Genomic DNA, 18,511 nt, shown 5'->3' on the forward strand with positions numbered 1-18,511 from the left:
GGAGAGACGTGCGCAAATTTGCAAGGAGGAAAACATGAAAAAATTCGGAAAATTACTTTGTTTGACGCTCGGCATTCTCTTTATGCTGTGCTTCGGCGTCGCATGCGGCGACGTTAATAAAAAAGCGGATAAAACTACTCTCGTTGTGTGGGCGCCGTCCGAAGACATGGCGTTCGCGCGGCAAGTGGCTGACGACTTTAAAGCGGCGCACCCCGAAAAAAACTATGAATTTCAGTGGGCGGAACAGAGCGAACGCGATTCGGCAACGAAAGTTCTTACCGACGTAGAGAACGCAGCCGACGTGTTTTCGTTCGCAAACGACCAACTTAACAGACTTATCGTGGGCGACGCGCTTTCGCAAATAGGCGGTTCCCGTCTTGATAAGATGAAAGCCGAAAACACCGAAGATGCTGTTGCGGCTGCAACTGTGAACATAGGCGGAACGGATAAAACGTACGCGTTCCCGTATACCGACAACACGTTCTTTTTATATTATAATAAATCGAAATTTACCGAAGACGACATAAAGTCGCTTGATAAGATACTTGCAAAATGCTCCAAAACCGAACAGTTTGCGTATCCTATGAACGACGGTTGGTACAGCACCGCTTTCTATTTCGGCAAAGGGCTCGGCTACGAAGTTACTTACAGCGATAAGCTTGCCGAAACGAAAGTAACCATAGACTTTAACAACGATGTGGGACTTAACGTTACGAACTCTATGTGGCGTTACGTTAAAATGGAAGGCTTTAAAGCCGATTCCGACGACTCTAAGCTTACTGCCGGATTCCAAGACGGCTCTATTATAGCAGGCGTTTCGGGTATATGGAACAGAGGCAAAATAGAGCAATATCTCGGCGATAACTTCGGAGTGGCGAAGCTTCCGGCTTACACTTATGTTAACGGTCAAACCGAAGAACAGGTGCAACTTGTGGCATTTGCGGGCTACAAACTTATAGGCGTGAACAAACACTCGCCCTGCCTTGCCGACGCTGTGGCGTTTGCCGAGTTCTACACCAACCGCGAAAATCAAATAAAGCATTTCGACGCTCGCGGATTTGTGCCCACCAACAAACAGGCTCAAAGCGACCCTAAGGTTACCAACGACGTATGCGCTAAGGCGATTCAGGCTCAGCTTGAATACAGCAAAACGCAAAAGGGAGTTCCCACCGCAATTTATGCGGCGCTCGAAGGTTTGGGCAACAATATGATAACTGCCAAAACCAACAATAAAGAATTCGAAGCCAAAAAGCAAATCGACGCGGTTGTCGAAGCGGTAGCAAAAGGCTGAGCGGAATAACTCGAAAAGGGAATCGGGGCAAAAAATATTTTGCCCCGTTATTCCCATACTCACTTTTAAAATTCGGAGGGAAATATGAATAAAATCGCTAACGCCTTCCGCCGTTTCGGACACGGGGTTAAACAAGCTGTGTACGACGTTGTTCACGGCTCTGTTGCCGTAAAGCTCTCTTGCGTTATAATGGGTCTCGGGCAAATGATGCGCAAGCAGATAATAAAGGGACTTATTTATCTGTTAATCGAGGCGGGCTTTATAGCTTTTATGGTTCTATTCGGCGGAAAATATTTGGGATATTTTTTCACCGGTAATTTGGGAACGCAGCTCGGCGGCGAAATTTGGAACGAAGCCGCCGGTATATACGAATATACGAGCGGCGAAAACAGCTTTTTGATATTGCTGTACGGAGTTGTTTCGTTTATATTGCTTATTGTGTTCGTTACGATTTGGGCAATGAACGTTAAAGGCAACGTGAATAACGACAAAGCTATTGCCGAAGGAAAACCCGTAAGCACTTTCAAGCAAGACTGTTCAATGCTTATAAACAGAAAGTTTTATCTGTTGTTGCTTGTTCCGCCTTTCGCGGGGCTGCTCGTTTTCACGGTGATGCCGCTGATATTCATGATTCTCATCGCGTTCACCAACTACGATTACGAGCACACTCCTCCCGGTCAGTTGTTTAATTGGGTAGGCTTTTCCACTTTCGGAAAGCTGTTCTCTATAGGGGGAGGAAGCGGATTTTTACTCGTGTTTTTGCGAGTGCTCGCCTGGACGTTTATTTGGGCGTTTTTCGCAACGTTCACCAACTATTTCTTGGGAATGATTCTTGCGCTCATGATAAACAAAAAGGGAATACGCTTAAAAATGTTGTGGCGCACTCTTTTTGTGGTGGCAATCGCCGTGCCGCAATTCGTTACGCTGCTTTTAATGCAGAAAATTCTCGACGGCGACGGAATTTTAAACGTTATTTTGGGCACTAACACGCGTTGGCTTGCCGATACCCGTTATGCGTCGCTTATTCCGCGCGTTATGATTATACTCGTTAATATGTGGATAGGTATTCCGTACACTATTTTAATGTGCTCGGGCATACTTATGAACATTCCTTCCGAAATGTACGAGGCGGGCAGACTTGACGGGGCAAATCCCGTGCAGCTTTTTCGGAAAATAGTTTTGCCGTATATGCTTCATGCAACGGGACCTTATCTTATAACGCAGTTTGTGGGAAATATAAACAACTTTAACGTTATTTGGCTACTCACGGGCGGCGGCCCCGTAGACAACATTCTTTACGGCGCGGGCTCTAAGGCGCAGTCTACCGACCTTTTGGTTACCTGGCTGTACCGCCTTACAACCGACGTAAACCCGCAGTATAACGTTGCGTCGGTAATAGGTATAGTAATATTCGTAATAAGCGCGGCTCTTTCTCTTATAACTTACAACCGTTCGAGTTCGGCGAAAAACGAGGAGGACTATCAATAATGAGTAACGGAGTATACGAAATTCGCCGCGCAAAGAAACGCATGGGGCAAAAGAGCAAGAACGCCGTTGTGAACGGGCTAATATATTTTGTGCTCGCGCTGCTCGGCATTTTGTGGATTTTGCCTATAATTTATCTTTTATACACGGCGCTCAGAGTTACGCCCGACACGGGCATAATAAACAAGCTTATTCCCGCCGACTTAAAACTCGGCTTCGGAAACTTTTACAAGCTTTTTAAAGAAACTATGTTTAAGCGTTGGCTCGGCAACACATTTTTTGTTGCGGTTTGCTCGTGCGCAATAACAACGCTGTTCATTTTAATGGTTAGCTACGCGCTTTCCCGCATGAGGTTTAAGGCGCGCAAGCCCATAATGAACATTATGCTTATTCTCGGCATGTTTCCGGGCTTTATGAGCATGATAGCGGTATACTTCATTCTTAAAGCGGTAAACCTTAACAATTCGCTTGTAGCGCTTATTTTGGTTTACTCTGCGGGCGCCGCGCTGTCGTATTATATCTGCAAAGGTTTTTTCGACACAATTCCGCGCTCGCTCGAAGAAGCGGCTATTCTCGACGGAGCGAGTCAGTTCACCATACTGTTTCGCGTTACGTTGCCGCTTGCCAAACCCGTTATAGTGTATACCGTGCTAACCTCGTTTATAGCGCCGTGGTGCGACTTTATATTCGTGAACACCATTATAAACGACGCCAACAAATACACTGTTGCGCTCGGTCTTTACAGGCTGATAAATTCGCAGAACAGCTCGTTTAACGAAAATTTCACGGTGTTCTGCGCGGGCGCGGTTATAGTGGGCGTAATAGTGGGCGCGCTCTTTATGGGCATGCAGCGCTACTATGTTGAAGGCGTAACGAGCGGTTCTGTTAAATAATTTTCGGTGCGGCAAGTTCCGCGTTCGGAGGACAATAATATGAAATTAAAACGGTTTGCTTTCGCGCTTTGCGCGTTGCTGCTTGCGTTCGGTTTGCCGTTTTTCGGCTGTGCGAAAATAACCGACACAAAGTTCCGCGACGACGGCGTGCTGAACATTATAGACGATAACAACCGTAATTGGTACGAGGTTTTCGTGCGCTCCTACTACGATTCCGACGAAGACGGAGTGGGGGATTTGAACGGCGTAACTCAAAAGCTCGACTACATTAAAGACATGGGTTTTAACGGAATATGGCTTATGCCGATTTGTCAGTCGAACACATATCACGGCTACGACGTTGCCGACTATAAAACCGTTGAAAGCGATTACGGCACTAACGACGATTTCAAAAACCTTATGAACGAGGCTCACAAGCGCGGCATAAACGTGATTGTGGACATGGTTTTTAACCACACGTCGGTAAGCCATTCGTGGTTTCAAAAGGCTAAGGGCGCTTTAACGTCGAGCAATCCCGACGTTGCCAAATACGCCGAATATTATAACTTTGCCGATTCGCCTAACGTCGGATATGCCGAAGTTCCGGGAGTTCCGGGCAAATATTACGAATGCAGGTTCGACACCGCAATGCCCGACTTAAACCTCGATTCCGCTCTTGTGCGCGCCGAGCTTACCGAAATTATGCGGTTTTGGCTAAAAGACATGAACGCCGACGGTTTCCGTTTGGACGCCTGCACAAGCTATTATACGGGCGACGTTGATAAAAACGTGGAGTTCTTGTCGTTTGTGAACACCACCGCTAAGAGTTTTAAAAAGAACGCATATATAGTGGGCGAAGTGTGGGAAGGCACCGACGCGCAAATAAGGGCTTATTACGAGAGCGGAATAGACAGTTGCTTTTTGTTTTCGGTGAGCGCGGGCGCCGCATACGGCAGCACTCTTAAAAACGTGTTTTCATCGCTCGAAGACGCGCCCGGCGAATACTACGCCAACCTTTTGGTGGAATATCAAAACAAATACGACAAAGGCTCGCAAGCTCCGTTTTTGTGCAACCACGACACCGCGCGCGCCGCGAATATGTTTTTGGGCGAGCGTCAGGTTAAAATGGGCGCGGGGCTGTTGTCGCTAATGAACGGGAATGTTTTCGTGTATTACGGCGACGAAATAGGAATGGTTTGCAAGGATTCGAGCTCCGACCCCACTAAACGCATAGCTATGCTTTGGGACGACGCCGCCGTATACGAGGGGCAGGTTTTCGTTCCGCCCGCAAGCGGCGTAGACATGAGCGCCAACGCCTATAAATATCCGTCGGTTAAAGCGCAGTCGGAGAACGAAACTTCTATTTTAAACTACTACAAGGCGGCTATGCGGATTCGCAACCGTCACCCCGAAATCGCTCGCGGTATCGTTGAAAAGGTGCAGTCGCAAAGCCCGTATTTAAGCGCTTTCAAAAAAACTTACAACGGCAAATCGGTTACGGTGCTTGTAAATCTTTCGGAGTCGGAAGATTTTACCGTTAGCATTTCGAGCTACGGCGACGTGAAACTTACCGACTTACTCGACGCCGTAGGCGAATCTTCGGTTAAGGGAGACAGCCTTGTAATGAAGCCGTTTTCAATAGCCGTTTTGGCGTAAACGATAATAGGAAAACTATAAAAGGTGTTTATGAAAAAATTCGAGGAAGAACTGCAAAAACTTAACGTCGACAATAAAGACGCAATAACGCTATACCGCGAAATTTCCGAGTTGGCAATGGATTCGTTGCGCGAGAGAATTTCGCCGCCCGCCGAGAGAAACGCCTATTACCTTTCAATAGAATATTTGCTCGGGCGCAGTTTTTATAACAATCTTATGGAACTCGGCGTTTTGGATTCGACTAAACGTATACTTGCAGAAAAAGGGATAGATATAAACGTGTTCGAAGAAATCGAGGACGCGGCGCTCGGCAACGGCGGACTCGGCAGACTTGCCGCTTGTTTTCTCGATTCTGCGGCGGCGCTCGGGCTTCCGCTATACGGATACGGCATTCGTTACAAATACGGTCTTTTTAAACAAAAGCTCGAAGACGGGCGCCAAATAGAGTTGCCAGACGACTGGCAACGCTACGGCGACCCGTGGAGCGTGCGGCGCGAGAACGAAAAACGCGTTGTGGAATTTGCGGATTTTTCGGTTACTGCGGTGCCATACGATATTCCCGTTATAGGCAAGAGGGTGAACACCTTGCGTCTTTTTCAGGCGGAGGGGAGCGACGAAGCTAAAAAAATCAGCGAATGGTTGTATCCGCCCGACGATACCGAAGAGGGAAAACTCTTGCGGTTGCGGCAAGAATACTTTTTCTCGGCGGCGGCAATAGGAGAACTCGCCGAAAGGCATGCGGCGCGCTACGGCAAAAATTTCGACGCGTTCCCGCAGCACAACGCGTTGCAACTTAACGACACTCATCCCGTTATAGCGGTTGCCGAGCTTATACGTTTGCTAACCGAAAAATACGGTGTGCCGTTTAAAAATGCGGTGAACATAGCGAAAGCTTCGTTTAATTATACCAATCATACCGTTTTGCCCGAAGCTCTCGAATGTTGGAACGAGTCGCTCGTTAAAAAGATTTTGCCTAAAATTGCCGACATTATAGAGCGGCTTAACAAAATTCAGGAAAAAGAACTGAAAGCTCTCGGTTGCACAAAAGAGGAAATCGCGGATATGGCGATTTATCGTAACGGAACTTTCGCAATGGCTAATCTTGCCGTGTACATGAGCTCGGCGGTGAACGGCGTTGCCGCGCTCCACACCGAAATTTTGAAAAACGGTTTGTTCCGCAACGCTTACCGAGTGTTTCCCGATAAGTTCCGAAATAAAACCAACGGAGTTACAAAACGCAGATGGCTTATGCTTTGCAACCCCGAATTAGCCGATTTAATAGATAAAACGGCGGGCAAAGAGTGGCGCGACGCCGACTCCGATTATTCCGCGCTTATCGGCAAAACCGACGGCATAACAAAAGAATTTACCGAAGTTAAATCCGAAAAGAAGAGGCAGCTTTTCAATCACATAGCGAAACACGAGGGAATTACTATTCCTAACGGCTTTTTGGTTTATGCTCAGGTTAAAAGGCTGCACGAATACAAGCGCCAGTTTATGACGGCGTTTGCGATTTACGAGCTTTACGTTATGCTTAAAAATAAGAGCATTACAAATTTTTATCCGTCGGTATTCATATTCGGCGCAAAAAGCGCTCCGTCGTATCGCCGAGCGAAAGCCATAATAAAATTCATAAACGAAATAGCGAGCCTTGTTAATAACGACCCCGAAGTGTCGGATAAACTGAAAGTTGTTTTCGTTCAAAATTACAACGTGTCTTACGCCGAAAAGATAGTGCCCGGCACCGATGTGTCGTTGCAGGTGTCTACGGCGGGATTAGAGGCGTCGGGCACGGGCAACATGAAATTTATGATGAACGGAGCCGTAACGTGCGGCACTATGGACGGCGCTAACGTTGAAATTGTGGAGCATGCGGGGCGCGAAAACAACTACATTTTCGGCGCCACAGTGCAAGAAATAGAAGCGCTCAAAAACGGCGGCTATAATCCAAACGCAGTTCTTGCCGAAAACGAATTGCACCGCAAAGCTGTGGAATCGCTTGTGGACGGCTCTTTTTCGGACGGCGGCACGGGAGAGTTCAAAGAGCTTTACAACTCTTTAACGGTGGGCGCAAGCTGGCATAAGCCCGACCAATACTATATTTTGAACGACCTCGAAAGCTACGTTAACGCATTGCTCGCAATCAACCGCGATTATGCCGAAGGTAAAGTTTTCGCCCGCAAACAGCTCGAAAACGTAGCCCGTTCGTCGTATTTTTCGTCGGATAGAACAATTAAAGAATATGCGCAAGATATTTGGCACATATAGAAAAAACAAAAAAGCCCTCGCCGTTTTTTTGGCGGCGGGAGCTTTTTTATAAAGCTATAAAATGTTCCGAATCTGAAACTTTCTGTCTGTTTTTCGCTTTTTGAATACAGTCGAAAACAGTTTGCGCGCGTTCGGCGACGTAGCCGTCGTATTTGAAAATCCGTTCCGCTTTAATATTGCCGAAAACGCTGAATAACAAAGGTTGGCTCAAAGCGATATTGTAGGCGGATTCCTCTATTTTGCGAACGTCGGCATGGCTTGAAATAAATTCTGCGGCGGGGAAAACCGAAAGTATTTCGTTTTTTATGTTTTCGTTTTGCGGCTTTACGCAAACGTAACGGAATTCGTTGCCGAAGCGTTTGCTTGCCGCGTCGCGGAGTTTTTTATAATCGAGCGTAACCTGATAGAATATGGGGTCGTTAATCAAACTGTCGATTGCTATCATGGGAATGTAATTTTCGTTGCCCAAAGTGTGGAATTCGTCGTTCGGCATATCGAAGCAAACGCACGCCGTAGCCGCCATTTGGGTGGGGCGCTTTTCCATAGAGTAGCTGAGTTGGTAGCCGTATTTTTCGCAAAGCGGATTAAAAGACTGCATAAAATACAGAATTTCTATTTCCGTGAAGTGATTAACGTTTTTCGACGAGCGTATAACTATGCTTTCGGGTTGTTGCGTGTTGAGTCCCACAGCGTAAAGGTTGGGGGAATAGTTCAAAAAGTTCATCGCTTGATAAACTTTTTTAATAGTAGCTTCGGATATGTGTTGGTCTTTTCTACCGTTTATCACATAAGAAACGGTTGCAACGGAAACGCCCGCGAGTTTTGCTACGTCGCGATTGGTCGCTCTCTTTTCCTTAGGAGCACGAACTCCCGAAAATTCTCCTACATTACTCATAGTGAAAAAGTCCTATAAGAATAGTCTATCAAAATACTGTTTTATTGTCAATAATTTGGAGGCGAAATGAACGAACAAGCGCTTTTGCACTTGCAAAACAGTCAGTACAGCTATGCGTCGGATTGCAACACCGTTGAGCTTACGTTCCGCGCAAGCGCGCAAGATAAATTCGACGCCATAACTTTAATTTACGGTTGCAAATACGAATACTACAAAAAGCAGTCGCGCACAGCAATGAAAAAGCGTTTCACCGACGGCAAATTCGATTATTACGCCGTAAGTCTCGCACTCGACGACGTGCGCTTATTGTATATCTTCGAGCTGAGTTACGGAGGCAAAATATACTATTTTTCGGAAGCGGGACTTACCGAAACTTACGATTACGCTCTTTCGGCATACGATGCCTTTCAGTTGCCTTACATAAATTCCGCCGACGTTATGCCCGTTGTGTCGTGGCTTCGCACCGCCGTGTTTTACGAAATTTTCGTAGACAGATTTTATCGCGGCGACCTGAAAAAGAACGCCGACTACATAAATCTTAAATGGGGCGAAATACCCAACCCAAAAAGCTTTGCGGGCGGCGATTTAAAGGGAATAACGGCTAAACTCGATTATCTGAAATCTTTGGGAATAAACGCCGTTTACCTTACGCCTGTTTTTAAATCCGTTTCAAACCACAAATACGACATAAGCGACTATTTTGAAATAGACGGCTGTTTCGGCGATAAAGAAACTCTGCGCAAGCTTGTTTGCGAGGCGCACGCTCGCGGTATGAAAATAGTGCTCGACGCGGTTTTCAACCATTGCAGCGAAAACCTTGCGCAGTTTCAAGACGTGCTCGCGCGCGGCAAGGAGTCGCCGTATTTCGAGTGGTTTATAATAAAAGGGGATAAGATAAACGAGCAACGCGACAACTACGAGTGCTTCGGATTTTGTCGATACATGCCTAAGTTCAACGCTTCTAATCCGGAAGTGCAAAAATTTTTGCTCGGAGTGGCAACATATTGGCTAAAAGAATTTAAAATCGACGGTTGGCGTCTTGATGTGTCCGACGAAGTTGCGAACGATTTTTGGCACGAGTTTAGAAAGACAATCAAATTCGAGAACCCCGATTGCGTCATTTTGGGCGAGAACTGGCACGACGCTTCCGCGCATCTTCGCGGCGATAAATTCGACGGCATAATGAACTATGCGCTCACAAAGGCGTGTATGGACTATTTTGTTAGCGGCGCACTTTCGGCAGAGGAATTTGCGAACAGGTTGAGCGGATTGTATTTGCGCAACACAAAGCAAGCAAACGCAATGATGCTCAATCTTTTGGATAGCCACGACACTCACAGATTTTACACGCTGTTGAATAAGAATAAAAACAAACTGTTGTGCGCTTTGGCGCTAATATATTTGCATACGGGCGCGCCTTGCGTTTATTACGGCACCGAAGTTTGCGCCGAAGGCGGCTACGACCCCGACTGCCGTCGCACAATGGATTGGAGCGACTCGGCGGCTCCCGATATAAGAGCTTCGCTCGCAAGCTTTGCTTCGCTGCGTTCGCTTGCGGAAGTTTCGCACGGAGAAATTTCGTTTTATTCTCGCGGGGAACTGTTTGTTCTCGAACGTATGGAAAAAGGCGTGTTGCGGTTGGTAATAAACAACTCGGAAAAACAGCAGGTTTACTGCGCCGAAGGCAAGGTTTTGCTCGGCAACAATTATTCTTGCGGCGAGCTTTTGCCCGACGGATTCGTTATTGAATATTGCGTATAACGAGTTCCCCACGAAAGTGGAAATCGGTTGACATTATCTTACAAAAAGATATAAAATAAATAAGTTGAATATGGCGAATTTTGTCTTTTCGGCGCGAAAAATTGCGGAAAAGGGCGAAAGGCGCGTGGCGTTCGGCGGCAAATCGCCGAGTTTTAAACCGTGAAAAGGAGTTGATAAAGTATGCGTCGGGTCGTGAACGTGCGCGCAACCGTGCTTGCGGCGGCGAGTGAAACGGCGGTTATACTTATTCTCGCGCTCGGCGGAAAAAGCGTCGGTGCCGCTCTTATTATCGGCTTGTTCATGTTGGCGGCTTATATTATTGCGGGTGTCGTAAGCGTGAAAACTTCTAAAAAGAAGTTGCTTGCGGCGCTCGTTTTCGCATTCGTTCTTTCGGTTGTTACGACTGCGACTTATACGATTAGACTTTTCTCTTATAATTCGTTCGTGCCCGATGCGAACGCGCAATACGAAGTCGACGGCGAAATAGACGCGGTTGTCTCTAAACACGGAACTGTTGAAAGCTTAACTCTAACGGCTGTGAAGATAGACGGAAAGAAAACGAACGGCAAAGTGCAAGTGTTTTTCGAAGAGGACGATGTTCCCGCCGACAGCTTGCCGCTCGGCGCGTCGTTTTCTGTTCGCGGCAAACTGCGCGCCGTAGAACTTGTTTCCGACGCCGAAATAAACGGCTCGGCATACAGAAAAAATTTGCGTTACAAGTTGTATGCCGAATATTCCGACGCTGTGAGCGTAGCGGGCAAAGCGGGGCTTTTCGTTAGAATGCGAGCGACGATTTATAACCGTTTGCGTTCGGCGTGCGGCTATAAATACGGTTCTGTTGCATATTGTATGCTAACGGGCGACAAGAGCGAACTCGATTCCACCGCGTCGGATATGTTCACTCTTGCGGGAATAGGACATGTGCTCGCGGTGTCGGGGCTTCATGTGGGGTTAATTGCGGGCATGTTCGAATTTTTGCTGAGAAAGCTAAGAGTTCCGCGACTTGCGCGCGTCATATCCGTTGTGGCGGCGCTTAGCTTTTACGCCGCGTTCGTAGGTTTTTCGGCATCGGTTGTTCGCGCGGTTATTATGTGCGCCGTAGCGCTTGCCACGCTTGTGAACGGGCAAAGAAAAGACGCGCTTTGTTCGCTTGGGTTCGCGTATTCTTTAATACTCGCGGCGGAGCCGTTTTTGCTCGGCGAGGTAGGCTTTTTAATGAGTTTTTCGGCGGTATTTGGACTTGTTCTGTTTGCGGGCACTTTCACCAAAATTTTGCGCAAAATAAAGCTGCCCAAATTTGCGGCGGCTCCGCTTGCGGCAACGGTATCGGCTCAAATAGGAACGCTTCCCGTGTCGGCATATTTCTTCGGCGCCATTCAAACTTATTCGGTGCTTTTCAACCTGCTCGCCGTGCCTCTTTTATCGGTGATTTTCGCACTCTTTTTATTTATAACGCCGATTAGTATTTTGTTTAAAACCGACGTGTTGTTGCGCGTGTGCGGAATGGGACTCGCCGTTACGGACATTTTGGTGGGCTTTGCGGCTAATTTGCCTTTCGCCTCGTTGAACACCGTGCCGAACAAAGCCGTGTTTGCGGCTTATCCCGCAATGTTCGTTGCGAGTAAGTTTTTTATGCTTCCCAAGCTGAAACGCACGGTGTCGTTGTGCGTTTTCGCGTTGGTGCTCTCGTCCGTTTTTCTGCCGTCGGCAGTGGCTCTGCAAGTGCCCCGAAAGCTGAGAAACTCGGTTTTGGCGGTAAACTCTTACGGCGAAGTTACAACGGTGATTCTAACCGAAAAGGCGTTTGTTGTCGGCGACGTTAAAAATCCGTCGGCGCTTTCGCGCACACTTGAAAAATACGGAATTTTAAAGATAGAAGCTATTCTGTTAAACCGCTTAACGGAAGAAGCGGGCGAGTCGGTGAGCGAGCTTATGAGAAAATATTCTGTGCAAAAGGTGCTGTGTCCGCTCGATTGCGTGGAGCCCGACGGACTTGCCGCAATGGGGAAGTACAAAAATTTTTACGCATGGGAAGAAAGCCCGTTGCAAAGTTTTGCTCCCGTTTCGGTTGGCTCTCGCCATGCGGGATATATTTACACTTCGGAAACGGGCGCTGCGCTTCTTGCGGTGAGCTACTCTTCGAGGTATACCGCTTTGTCGCCCGAAACTCTCGATTCGGCTGCAATTATACGCTGTTTCGCCTATTCGAACGCGTATTCCGAAAGAATTTATTTAACTAATTTGCCGCGCGGCTATTTCGGCGAAGAACCCGCGCATCAATTTTCTACAGCCGAACTCGGCTCGTTCGCGTTCGGGCTTTCGTCGGGAACTGTGATAAGCAAAAAATAAAGCCGCAACGTCGGCGTTTATCCGTTGCGGCTTGCGTGATTTTTTATTACGTTGTGTGAGAGTTATTTGCTCAATTCGTCGGCAAGCGCCGTAAGTTCCGAAATTGTTTGCTCGTTTACCGCCGAATTTACGGTAACGGATTTTTCGGTAAAAGTTATATTTTTCATGGTTTCGAATATCGAACGCATAACTTTGTTTGCTACCGGCGCCCAACTGCCGTTTTCTATTAGCGCCACTTTGCGGTTTTGATAGTTTTTGCTTTTTATGCGGTTTAAGAAATGTTCCATAACGGGGAAGAGCCAACCGTCGTATGTCGAGCATGCAACCGCGAGCTTATCGTAGCGGAAAGCGTTCGCAACGGCTTGCGGCATGTCGTCGCGCGTTAGGTCTGCGGTTTCCACTTTAACGCCTTTGCCGCGCAAAATGTCGGCAAGTTTTTCGGCGGCTTCGGCGGTGTTACCGTAAATAGAAGCATACGCAATCATAACGCCGCTGTCTTCGGCGGCATAAGAGCTCCAAATGTCGTATTTGCCCAAATAATATTCGAGATTTTCGTTGAGAACGGGACCGTGCAACGGGCAAATCGTTTTAATATCGAGTGCGGAAGCCTTTTTGAGCACCGTTTGAACGGGCGCGCCGTATTTGCCCACTATGTTCATGTAATAGCGCCGTGCTTCGCTTGTCCAGTCTTCGTTTACGTCTAAGGCTCCGAATTTTCCGAAAGCGTCGGCGGAAAACAACACTTTTTCGGTGGTTTCGTAAGAGAGCATAACTTCGGGCCAATGCACCATAGGCGCGAATATGAATTTAAGAGTGTGCTTTCCGATAGGCAGTTCTTCGCCGTCTTTCACCGAGAGCTTGTTTTTTATAACGTCGCCGAAAAATCGCTCGGCTATCGTAAACGTTTTTTCGTTGCCCACTACGGTTACATCGGGATATTTTTTCAAAAAAGCCGTTAAGCTTGCCGAGTGGTCCGGCTCCATGTGCGACACAATGAGGTAGTGCGGCACTTTTTTACCGAGTGCGGCTGCCACTTTCGAAAGCCATTCGTCGGTTTTGCGTTTATCTACGGTGTCGAACACCGTAATTTTTTCGTCGAACAATATATAAGAATTATAAGACATTCCGTTGGGCACAACATATTGCCCTTCGAACAAGTCTATTGTTTTGTCGTTTACGCCGACGTACTTAATGCTTTCCGAAATATTTTCCATTGAGTTCACCTCTGTATAGTATTGTAAATTTTCGCTTGTATTATAACAACCGCTTGTCGTTCAAGTCAACCGTTTTGTATAGAGCGGCGCTATTTGCATTTAAATGAGCGATTAAATATTTGCCGAAATAGTTTCTATAAGTATAACATAATTTATAAAAACATACAAGCGTATGCGCCGAAAATTGAGTGCCGCAAACCGTACAACTAAAATAAAAGCTCGAACGCGTTGTCGCAATCGAGCTTTTAACTTGCTATTCGGTTATTTCTTCGTCGGTGATTTTTTCGAACGTGATATTGAAATCGCCGTAGTATAAGATTTTAGGTTTTTCGTCGCCGCGATATTTAATTACAATATTAGCTTTAATAATATTGTAATCGGGGCTGTCGGCTATAATAATTTCGTTAACATTGCTTGAAACGGTCATTGTGCATGTTGCGCCTACCGTTTCGGTGGTTATATCGGGATTGTTGTATAAATTCGTGGCGTAAGCGTAGTGGGCAACCAAGTTCAAATCGTGTTCGAATTCTTTCGGAACGGTAATTTTAGTAAGGTTTTCGCCGCGCGTAGGTTCCGCTTGCCCTTCGTATGTCCAGCCTAAAAACAAATAACCTGCGTATCTGTTGTGGTAAAGAGTTAGAGTTGTGTCGGTTGCGCCGTTTGACGTAAAAGAAGTTTTCGTATTGTCTTCGTGGATTTTAATGTGCGAAGTCGTTGTGTTCGTAACGTCTACCGAATATGAAATATTGCAGGTTTTTCCCCATTTCGCATGGCAGTGGATTGTAGTGTCGTCCGCGTCTAACTTGAGCGAAAGAGTCTTTATCGGAGTTGTAAAGCTTTCGTCCTCGTACCAACCCAAAAACACATAGTCGCCGTTTTTAGTCGGGTCTTTCAAAATTACTTTGCCGTTGGCTCTCTCGGGATTATCGGGATTGTTAATTCCGCCGTTCAGGTGATACACTACGTTGTAAGAAATGGGTTCGTATTTGGCGTAAAGATTGTAGACTTTGCCTGCGCCGCCCTCTCCCGTGATGGGGAACGGAAGACTTATCACTTCGCCTGCGCCGCCTTCTTCAAGCGTGTAGCCCATAAAAGTATAACCGGGTTTTTCGGGCGGGGTATAGAATTTTTCGATATTATAAGTTTCGCCTTTCACAATAGAATACTTTTCTTGATAATAGTGTTCTATTGCCACGTCATATTCGTAATGATAATTAACTTGCGCAAAGGTGTACGCTATGTTCGGCGTCGTTTTGTCCGAACTTGACTCGGTGTTTAAGCAACCCGTAAAAAACGAAAAAGAACACATGCAAAAAACAAGTAAAATCAAAAATCTTTTGATACTCTTCATTATATTTATACTCCTAAATTTGCAGTATATATAGCTTAGCATATATATTGTTTTTTGTCAAGAGGACGGAAAAAACGAACCGCGATTACAAAGCAAAGACGGATAGGCAGGGTGGGGCTTGTTATAATTTGACTAACTTAGCGTTTCGATGAGGCAGCCGTTGCGCTTATAATAGTCTATCATTTCGGGGATTTTCTTTTTATCGTAGCTTGTAACGCAGTCGGATAGCACATGCACTATATAGCCGTTCTTTGTCATATTGTAGCAAGTGGATTTAACGCATGCTACGGCGTCGGCGCCCGCCACATAAAATTCTTTAATATTGTTCTCGCTTACGAAAGCGGCAAATTCTTCGCTTGTTAACGCATTGCCTTTGCTTTTAACGAATATGTTATTTGACGCTATTTTCATATCGGGCACTAATTCCGCTCCGCGAGTATTCGGCTTGAAAGTTCTTGTGCCTGCCGATAAGTTATTGTGTTTGATATATACAACATGAATATTGTTATTAACAGCCCAATCGATAGCGGCATTTATATTGCCGATTATTTCTTTGTAGTTTTTGGTTATATCGTTTTGAATGTCGATTACAATCAACGCTTTATCTTGCATTCGGTTACCTCTCTTTATGTTTTTTTATCGTTTATTAAACAAATTCATTATACCATAAACGTCGCGTATTTTCAAGAAAATAACGCTGTTGAATTTATACGACGGAAAAATGTTGTTTTGATTTTTTCAAAAATAAATATCAAAAGCTAATTCTTTTTCAAGCATAAGACATAAAAGAAAAAACAGAAACGAAAAATAAGACGAAACCGTATTCTGCAAGAGCAAAGTTTGAGTGTGCTTTCGGGCAAAATAAAGAAACAAACGAACCGCTATGTTAAGCGGTTCGTTTTAGGTTTGGACTGGTGGACGGGGGTGGATTCGAACCACCGAAAGCTGAGCTGGCAGATTTACAGTCTGCTCCCTTTGGCCACTCGGGAACCCGTCCGTAATATTCGAGTGTTTTAATTCACACTTTTATGTCGTTGGAGCCGGAGAAGGGACTTGAACCTTCAACCTACTGATTACAAGTCAGTTGCTCTACCGATTGAGCTACTCCGGCATACAAAAAAAGGATTTAATCCTTTTAATGGTGCCTCGAGACGGAATTGAACCATCGACACGAGGATTTTCAGTCCTCTGCTCTACCGACTGAGCTATCGAGGCATAAAAATGGCGACCTGGAAGGGACTTGAACCCTCGACCTCTAGCGTGACAGGCTAGCGTTCTAACCAACTGAACTACCAGGCCAAATTTATGAAAAATAGGGAAAGTGGTGGGCCTTCAGGGACTTGAACCCCGGACAGGTCGGTTATGAGCCGACTGCTCTGACCAACTGAGCTAAAGGCCCTAAAGCTCGGTTTTGCGTTATAGTTTTTTTATGCTTGCGCACGCAAAAACGCTCTTGCAAAAACTGACTTGTTTACTATACTACAAATCGGCTTTTCTGTCAAGAAAAAAAACTCTGTTTTCGGAAAAAAGTGCAAAAAATATTTAATCGGGTTTGCGCGGCGCAATGGGGACGACGCTTTTTTGTTTTGCGCAGGTATTGTGAGAGTATAAAAGCGTAGCCGACAAAATTAGCCTGTTTAGCGCCATTATCGACAAAATCGTTGCGGCGGTTTTTGATACAATGGTTTTACGCAAAAAGAGAAAGCGGAATTTGCGGCACGGCGTCAAACGTTTGGCGCAAATAACCGTTCACGGAGGTATGAACAAAATGAAAGTCGCTCATAAAATTGCGAACAACACGCTTTATGTGTCGATTTGCGGCGAGCTCGACGAAAGTTGCGCCGCGCCGCTGCGCGTTCGCCTCGACGAGCTTTTCGATGCGGCGGGAATAGCAAGAGTTGTGCTCGACCTCGCGGGCGTGTCGTTTATGGATTCTACGGGCATAGGTATGCTCATAGGCAGATACAAGGTGCTGAAAGCGAAAGGAATACCGCTGTTGCTGTCGTCGCCGCAAACGGTTGTTGATAAGTTGTTGTCGCTTTCGGGAATTTACGAAATAATGCCAAAAATCGGATGAGTTCGAAAGCTCGGCGCCGCAAACGGTTGTGCGGCGGGGAGCTAAGCGTTAGGAGGTTTCGGAATAATTTATGGACAATTACATGCGTTTGAAAATAAAGGCAATCAGTTCGAACGAGGCGTTCGCGCGTAGCGCGGTAGCCGCTTTTTGCGTTGACGCAAACCCTACGGTAGATAAACTCGCCGACGTGAAAACGGCGGTTTCGGAAGCCGTTACTAACAGCATAGTTCACGGATATAACGGAAGCGGCGAAGGAGAGGTGGAAATATACGTCGAACGTAGCGGCAACACGGTACATATCGAGGTTAAAGACTGCGGCGTGGGAATAGAAAACATAGAAAAAGCGCGCACGCCGTTTTTCACCACTAAACCCGACGAAGAGCGTTCGGGAATGGGCTTTACGGTTATGGAGTCGTTCATGGATTCTCTTTCGGTAGAGCCTAACGTTCCGCGCGGAGTTGTGGTGAAAATGAGTAAAAACCTCGACGGAGCCGAAAAAACTACGGAGTGACACGGAATTTGCTGGAACAGAGCGTAACTCAAGAATTGATTTCAAAGGCGCAGGACGGCAATAACGAAGCGAAAACGGAGCTTATAGAGCAAAATTCGCCGCTTATAAAAAGCGTTATTCGCCGTTACCGCAACAAGGGAGTGGACTACGAAGATTTATATCAACTCGGTTGCATAGGTTTTTTAAAAGCAATCCGCAATTTTTCCGATGCCTTCGGAGTAAAATTCTCGACCTATGCCGTTCCCATGATAGCGGGCGAAGTAAAGCGCTTTTTACGCGACGACGGATATATAAAGGTTTCGCGTTCGGTTAAGTCGCTTGCGTCTAAAATAAACTATTATATAGAGGAATACAAAAACAAAAACGGCGATAGCCCGAGCATAGAAACTATTGCCGAAGAATTCGGAATAGAGGCGCAAGAAGCGGTGTTCGTGCTCGATTCGGCAAAGTTCCCTGTGTCGCTATACGATAAGACGGACGACGAGCACAACCGCACGCTAATGGATAAACTCGCGTCGAAAGAAACGGTTGAGGACAACCTCGATAGAATTGTGCTTAAAGACGCTATTCAAAGCCTTGACGAGCGCGAGAAAAAAATAATACTTTTAAGATACTACCGCGACAAAACCCAAAGCGAGGTTGCGCGCGTTCTAAACGTTTCGCAAGTGCAGATTTCGCGGCTTGAAAACAAAATTCTCGAAAAGCTCAAACGAGGATTTTCGTAAGACACGAAAATATTTGACAACGGAGTTGCGCTTCTTGTATAATTAAAACATAATAA

14 protein-coding genes and 5 tRNA genes are annotated in these 18,511 nt (G+C 46.2%); 10 read left to right on the forward strand and 9 right to left on the reverse strand.

Annotated elements, in window-relative coordinates; genetic code table 11:
• The first annotated feature begins 34 nt into the window (after window positions 1-34).
• The 5 genes from NFR62_RS05310 to NFR62_RS05330 all read left to right on the forward strand — a co-directional run bounded on the left by NFR62_RS05310 (window position 35) and on the right by NFR62_RS05330 (window position 7,572).
• Entirely contained in the window at window positions 35-1,291 is a 1,257-nt protein-coding gene (locus tag NFR62_RS05310) for an extracellular solute-binding protein (protein WP_251615355.1), read from the forward strand.
• Window positions 1,292-1,375: 84 nt separating this feature from the next.
• Window positions 1,376-2,779 (forward strand): carbohydrate ABC transporter permease, encoded by a 1,404-nt coding sequence (locus NFR62_RS05315; protein ID WP_251615358.1) that lies wholly within the window; start codon window positions 1,376-1,378, stop codon window positions 2,777-2,779.
• A complete protein-coding gene (locus NFR62_RS05320) occupies window positions 2,779-3,669 on the forward strand; it encodes a sugar ABC transporter permease (RefSeq protein WP_251615361.1) in 891 nt (296 codons plus the stop codon). The genes NFR62_RS05315 and NFR62_RS05320 overlap by 1 nt, the downstream gene beginning before the upstream one ends.
• Before the next feature lie 39 nt (window positions 3,670-3,708).
• Window positions 3,709-5,304: an alpha-amylase family glycosyl hydrolase gene (locus tag NFR62_RS05325; protein WP_251615364.1), complete on the forward strand. Its 1,596-nt coding sequence runs from the start codon at window positions 3,709-3,711 to the stop codon at window positions 5,302-5,304.
• Window positions 5,305-5,334: 30 nt separating this feature from the next.
• Window positions 5,335-7,572, forward strand: coding sequence for a glycogen/starch/alpha-glucan phosphorylase (locus NFR62_RS05330; protein WP_251615367.1), 2,238 nt, complete (start codon window positions 5,335-5,337; stop codon window positions 7,570-7,572).
• 46 nt (window positions 7,573-7,618) lie between these two features.
• Here NFR62_RS05330 and NFR62_RS05335 read toward each other — a convergent pair whose 3' ends face one another.
• A complete protein-coding gene (locus tag NFR62_RS05335; protein ID WP_251615383.1) occupies window positions 7,619-8,467 on the reverse strand; it encodes a LacI family DNA-binding transcriptional regulator in 849 nt (282 codons plus the stop codon).
• A gap of 66 nt (window positions 8,468-8,533) precedes the next feature.
• On the opposite strand from NFR62_RS05335, the gene NFR62_RS05340 reads away from it, so the two are divergent.
• Window positions 8,534-10,228, forward strand: coding sequence for a glycoside hydrolase family 13 protein (locus NFR62_RS05340; protein ID WP_251615385.1), 1,695 nt, complete (start codon window positions 8,534-8,536; stop codon window positions 10,226-10,228).
• Between the two features lie 180 nt (window positions 10,229-10,408).
• Window positions 10,409-12,577, forward strand: coding sequence for a ComEC/Rec2 family competence protein (locus NFR62_RS05345; protein ID WP_251615390.1), 2,169 nt, complete (start codon window positions 10,409-10,411; stop codon window positions 12,575-12,577).
• Between the two features lie 62 nt (window positions 12,578-12,639).
• On the opposite strand, the gene NFR62_RS05350 is transcribed toward NFR62_RS05345, so the two are convergent.
• The 8 genes from NFR62_RS05350 to NFR62_RS05385 form a co-directional block, all read right to left on the reverse strand.
• Window positions 12,640-13,791, reverse strand: a complete 1,152-nt coding sequence (locus NFR62_RS05350; RefSeq protein WP_251615393.1) for an FprA family A-type flavoprotein — start codon at window positions 13,789-13,791, stop codon at window positions 12,640-12,642.
• A 253-nt stretch (window positions 13,792-14,044) separates the two neighbouring features.
• A complete protein-coding gene (locus NFR62_RS05355; protein ID WP_251615396.1) occupies window positions 14,045-15,142 on the reverse strand; it encodes an InlB B-repeat-containing protein in 1,098 nt (365 codons plus the stop codon).
• 132 nt (window positions 15,143-15,274) lie between these two features.
• Complete coding sequence (locus tag NFR62_RS05360; protein ID WP_251615399.1) at window positions 15,275-15,754, reverse strand: cysteine hydrolase family protein; 480 nt, start codon at window positions 15,752-15,754, stop codon at window positions 15,275-15,277.
• A 300-nt stretch (window positions 15,755-16,054) separates the two neighbouring features.
• Window positions 16,055-16,139 (reverse strand) — tRNA-Tyr (locus NFR62_RS05365).
• Between the two features lie 38 nt (window positions 16,140-16,177).
• Window positions 16,178-16,253, reverse strand: a tRNA-Thr gene (locus NFR62_RS05370).
• Between the two features lie 28 nt (window positions 16,254-16,281).
• A tRNA-Phe gene (locus NFR62_RS05375) sits at window positions 16,282-16,357 on the reverse strand.
• A gap of 7 nt (window positions 16,358-16,364) precedes the next feature.
• Window positions 16,365-16,441: transfer RNA gene (locus NFR62_RS05380), tRNA-Asp, on the reverse strand.
• Window positions 16,442-16,464: 23 nt separating this feature from the next.
• Window positions 16,465-16,541, reverse strand: a tRNA-Ile gene (locus NFR62_RS05385).
• A gap of 282 nt (window positions 16,542-16,823) precedes the next feature.
• Between NFR62_RS05385 and NFR62_RS05390 the strand changes: the two genes are divergently transcribed.
• The 3 genes from NFR62_RS05390 to NFR62_RS05400 all read left to right on the forward strand — a co-directional run bounded on the left by NFR62_RS05390 (window position 16,824) and on the right by NFR62_RS05400 (window position 18,455).
• Complete coding sequence (locus tag NFR62_RS05390) at window positions 16,824-17,219, forward strand: STAS domain-containing protein (RefSeq protein WP_251615401.1); 396 nt, start codon at window positions 16,824-16,826, stop codon at window positions 17,217-17,219.
• A 70-nt stretch (window positions 17,220-17,289) separates the two neighbouring features.
• Window positions 17,290-17,730, forward strand: a complete 441-nt coding sequence (spoIIAB, locus tag NFR62_RS05395) for an anti-sigma F factor (protein ID WP_251615403.1) — start codon at window positions 17,290-17,292, stop codon at window positions 17,728-17,730.
• 8 nt (window positions 17,731-17,738) lie between these two features.
• Window positions 17,739-18,455 carry a SigB/SigF/SigG family RNA polymerase sigma factor gene (locus tag NFR62_RS05400; RefSeq protein ID WP_251615405.1) on the forward strand — a complete coding sequence of 239 codons (717 nt, stop codon included), beginning with the start codon at window positions 17,739-17,741 and terminating at the stop codon, window positions 18,453-18,455.
• Window positions 18,456-18,511: the final 56 nt, after the last annotated feature.

The organism is Pumilibacter muris (assembly GCF_943193045.1).
In the GTDB taxonomy this organism is placed as follows: Bacteria; Bacillota; Clostridia; order Christensenellales; family Pumilibacteraceae; genus Pumilibacter; species Pumilibacter muris.